Raw genomic sequence first — 3835 nt, forward strand, 5'->3', positions numbered from 1 at the left:
TGGCGAAGGTGCGCATCAATGCCTACCCGGACAAGGTCTTCGAGGGCCGCGTGACCTATGTCTATCCGACCCTCAATGCGGAAACGCGAACGGTGCCGGTGCGGGTCGAACTGGCCAATCCGGGCCAGCTCCTGAAGCCCGCGATGTTCGCCCAGGTGGAGGTGCCTGTGGGTGGCAAGGGACAAGTGGTCACGGTGCCGGCCTCGGCAGTGATCGACAGTGGAACACGTCAGATCGTCCTCATTGCCCGAGGCGAAGGACGTTTCGAGCCCCGTGAGGTCAAGCTGGGTGCCCGAAGCGATACCCATCTGGAAGTGCTCAGTGGCGTGAAGGCTGGCGAAGAGGTGGTGGTCGCGGCGAACTTCCTCATCGATGCGGAAAGCAACCTGAAGGCAGCGGTCGGAGGCTTTGGACATTCCGGCCATGGCGCTGCACCGAAATCCGAAAAGGACGGCGACAAGGCCGCACTTGCGCCCAAGACAGCGGGTCATCGTGCAGAAGGATCGGTCGATGAGGTGGACGCCAAAGCCGGTACGGTCAGCCTGAGTCACGGCCCGGTCGCCAGCCTGAAGTGGCCGGCGATGACCATGGAGTTCAAGGTGGCCAATCCATCGCTGCTGCAGATCTTGAAGCCGGGTGCCAAGGTCGATGTCGAGTTCGTCGAGCGTCAGCCCGGGGAATGGGTCATCACCTCGGCTGTGCCTGCCAGCAAGGCGGCAACGCCGGTGCCTGCAGCCAACCCTCACGCAGGCCACTGACAGGACACATCATGCTTGCCAGGATCATCGACTGGTCGGGCCGGAACCGCTTCCTGGTTCTGCTCGCCACGCTTTTCATTCTCGCCGCCGGGGTGTTTGCGGTGCTGCGCACGCCCATCGACGCGCTGCCCGACCTGTCCGACGTGCAGGTCATCGTCTACACCGAATACCCCGGTCAGGCACCGCAAGTGGTCGAGGATCAGGTCACCTATCCGCTTACCACGGCGATGCTGTCGGTGCCCAAGTCCAAGGTGGTGCGCGGCTTCTCGTTCTTCGGGGCGTCCTTCGTCTATATCATCTTCGAGGACGGCACCGACATCTACTGGGCGCGCTCGCGGGTGCTGGAATACCTCAACTTCGCCTCCGGCCGCATGCCCAAAGGCATCACGCCGCAGATCGGGCCGGATGCCACCGGTGTCGGCTGGGTGTATCAGTACGCGCTGTTGGCCAAGGACAAGACCCTCGCCGAACTGCGCACCATCCAGGACTGGTACGTGCGCTACCAGCTCGCCAAGGCCCACGGGGTGGCGGAAGTCGCTTCAATAGGCGGCTTCGTGCAGACCTATCAGGTCACTGTCGATCCGGTGAAGCTGCGCGCCTACAGCATTCCGCTGATGAAGGTCGCCCAGGTGATCCGGGACTCCAACCGGGATGTGGGTGGCCGCGTGGTGGAAATGGCCGAGACCGAGTACATGGTGCGCGGTAAGGGCTACCTGCGCGGCAAGGACGATATCGAACTCTTGGTGGTGAAGGCCGACAAGGGCACGCCGGTGCTGATCCGCGACATCGCCCGGGTGGAGCTGGCCCCGGACGAACGGCGCGGCCTGACCGAACTGAATGGTGAAGGAGAAGTTGTCGCGGGAATTGCCATGGCCCGCTATGGCCAGAATGCGCTGGAGGTCATCCACAACCTGAAGGACAAGATCGCCGAAATCGGCCCTGGCCTGCCCCAAGGCGTGACGGTACAGACCGTGTATGACCGCTCGGAGCTGATCCACCGGGCCATCGAAACCCTCAAGGGCACGTTGATCGAGGAGTCCATCATCGTCGCGCTGGTCTGCATCGTCTTCCTGATGCATGTGAGGAGCGCCTTGGTGGCGATCCTGATGCTGCCGGTGGGGGTGCTGATGGCCTTCATCGCCATGCGTCTGCTCGGCATGAACTCCAACCTGATGAGTCTGGGGGGCATCGCCATTGCCATCGGCGCGATGATCGATGCGGCCATCGTGATGATCGAGAATGCCCACAAGCACCTGGAGCGCCTGCCGGAAGGGCATTCGGCGGCGGAGCGCTTTGAGGCGATGCTGGCCGCCTGCAAGGAAGTGGGGCCGGCGCTGTTCTTCTCACTCCTGATCATCACTGTTTCCTTCCTGCCAGTCTTCAGCCTGGAAGGACAGGAAGGGCGGATGTTCTCGCCGCTGGCCTACACCAAGACCTTTTCGATGGCCGGCGCGGCGATTCTGTCGGTGACACTGGTGCCGGTACTGATGCTGCTGTTCATCCGCGGCAAGATCATGCCGGAGGCAAAGAACCCGGTGAACCGGGTTCTGATCTGGGTGTACCGGCCGATCATCGCCGCCGTGATGCGCTGGAAGAAGCTGACCATCGTCCTCGCGGTGATCGTCCTGGCTATATCGGTCTATCCCGCGTCCCGCCTTGGCTCCGAGTTTATGCCGACCCTCAACGAAGGTACTTTGCTCTATATGCCGGCGTCCCTGCCGGGCATGTCGATCACCAAGGCTGCCGAGCTGATGCAGACCCAGGACAAGATCATCAAGAGCTTTCCGGAAGTCGAATCAGTCTTTGGCAAGGCCGGCCGTGCCAATACCGCCACCGACCCGGCGCCGACCGAGATGTTCGAGACGGTCATCAACCTCAAGCCGCAAACCGAATGGCGTCCCGGCATGACGACCGACAAGTTGATCTCTGAAATGGATAAGGCGCTGCAGTTCCCGGGTGTGGCCAATGCCTGGACGATGCCGATCAAGGCCCGCACCGACATGCTGTCCACCGGCATCCGTACGCCGATCGGCATCAAGGTCTTCGGCAAGGATCTCGGTGAAATGGAGAAACTGGCTAAGGAGATCGAGGCGGTCGTCAAAACGGTGCCCGGCACCACCAGTGCCTTTGCCGAGCGCATCACCGGTGGCTTCTACCTCAACATCGAGCCCGACCGGGAACAGCTGGCCCGCTACGGTCTTTCCGTTGGCGAGTTGCAGGATGTGATCGGCAGCGCGTTGGGCGGTGAGATGGTGACCACCACTGTTGAGGGCCGTGAGCGCTTCGGGGTAACGGTACGCTATCCGCGTGAGCTGCGCTCCGACCCGCAGCAGATTGCCCGCGAGGTGTTGGTGCCGACCATGGGCGGAGCGATGGTGCCGCTCGGCCAGTTGGCGAAGGTCGTCGTCGCCAAGGGCACACCGGGCATCCGCACCGAAAATGCGCTGCTGTCGGCCTACATCTTCGTGGACATCCGCGACCGGGACATCGGTGGCTACGTGGCCGACGCGAAGAAGGCGGTGGCAGAGCAGATCAAGTTCCCGGCGGGCTACTACGTAACGTGGAGCGGCCAGTTCGAGTTCATGGAGCGGGCCATCGAGAAAATGAAGGTCGTCATCCCGATCACCCTTCTGACGATCTTCTTGCTCCTTTACCTGAACTTCCGGCGCCTCACCGAAACGCTGATCGTGATGCTGTCGGTGCCTTTCGCGCTGGTTGGTGGCGTGTGGCTGATGTGGCTGCTGGACTACAACCTGTCGGTGGCGGTGGCGGTGGGCTTCATCGCGCTGGCTGGCGTGGCGGCGGAAACCGGCGTGGTGATGCTGATCTACCTCGATCACGCCTGGGAAGCCGTGAAGGCGACGTGCCGCGAGAGTGGCCGCAGTCCGAACGTCAGTGACCTCTACGCAGCGGTGATGGAGGGCGCTGTCGAGCGCGTGCGCCCGAAGATGATGACCGTCGTCGCGATCATGGCCGGCCTTTTACCGATCATGTGGGGGACGGGCACCGGCTCCGAGGTGATGAGCCGCATTGCTGCGCCGATGGTTGGCGGGATGATTTCCTCGACGGTGCTGACT

General features: G+C 62.6%; 2 protein-coding genes. Both read left to right on the plus strand.

Annotated elements, in window-relative coordinates; translation table 11 throughout:
- Positions 1-758: copper-binding protein (locus tag ZRA01_RS19980; protein WP_174851635.1), on the plus strand; the 758-nt coding region annotated here is incomplete at its 5' end.
- An 11-nt stretch (positions 759-769) separates the two neighbouring features.
- Positions 770-3835 (plus strand): efflux RND transporter permease subunit (locus tag ZRA01_RS19985; protein WP_141355125.1); only part of this gene is annotated, 3066 nt, incomplete at its 3' end.

The sequence above is a fragment of the Zoogloea ramigera genome, from assembly GCF_006539865.1.
Classification (GTDB): Bacteria; Pseudomonadota; Gammaproteobacteria; order Burkholderiales; family Rhodocyclaceae; genus Zoogloea; species Zoogloea ramigera.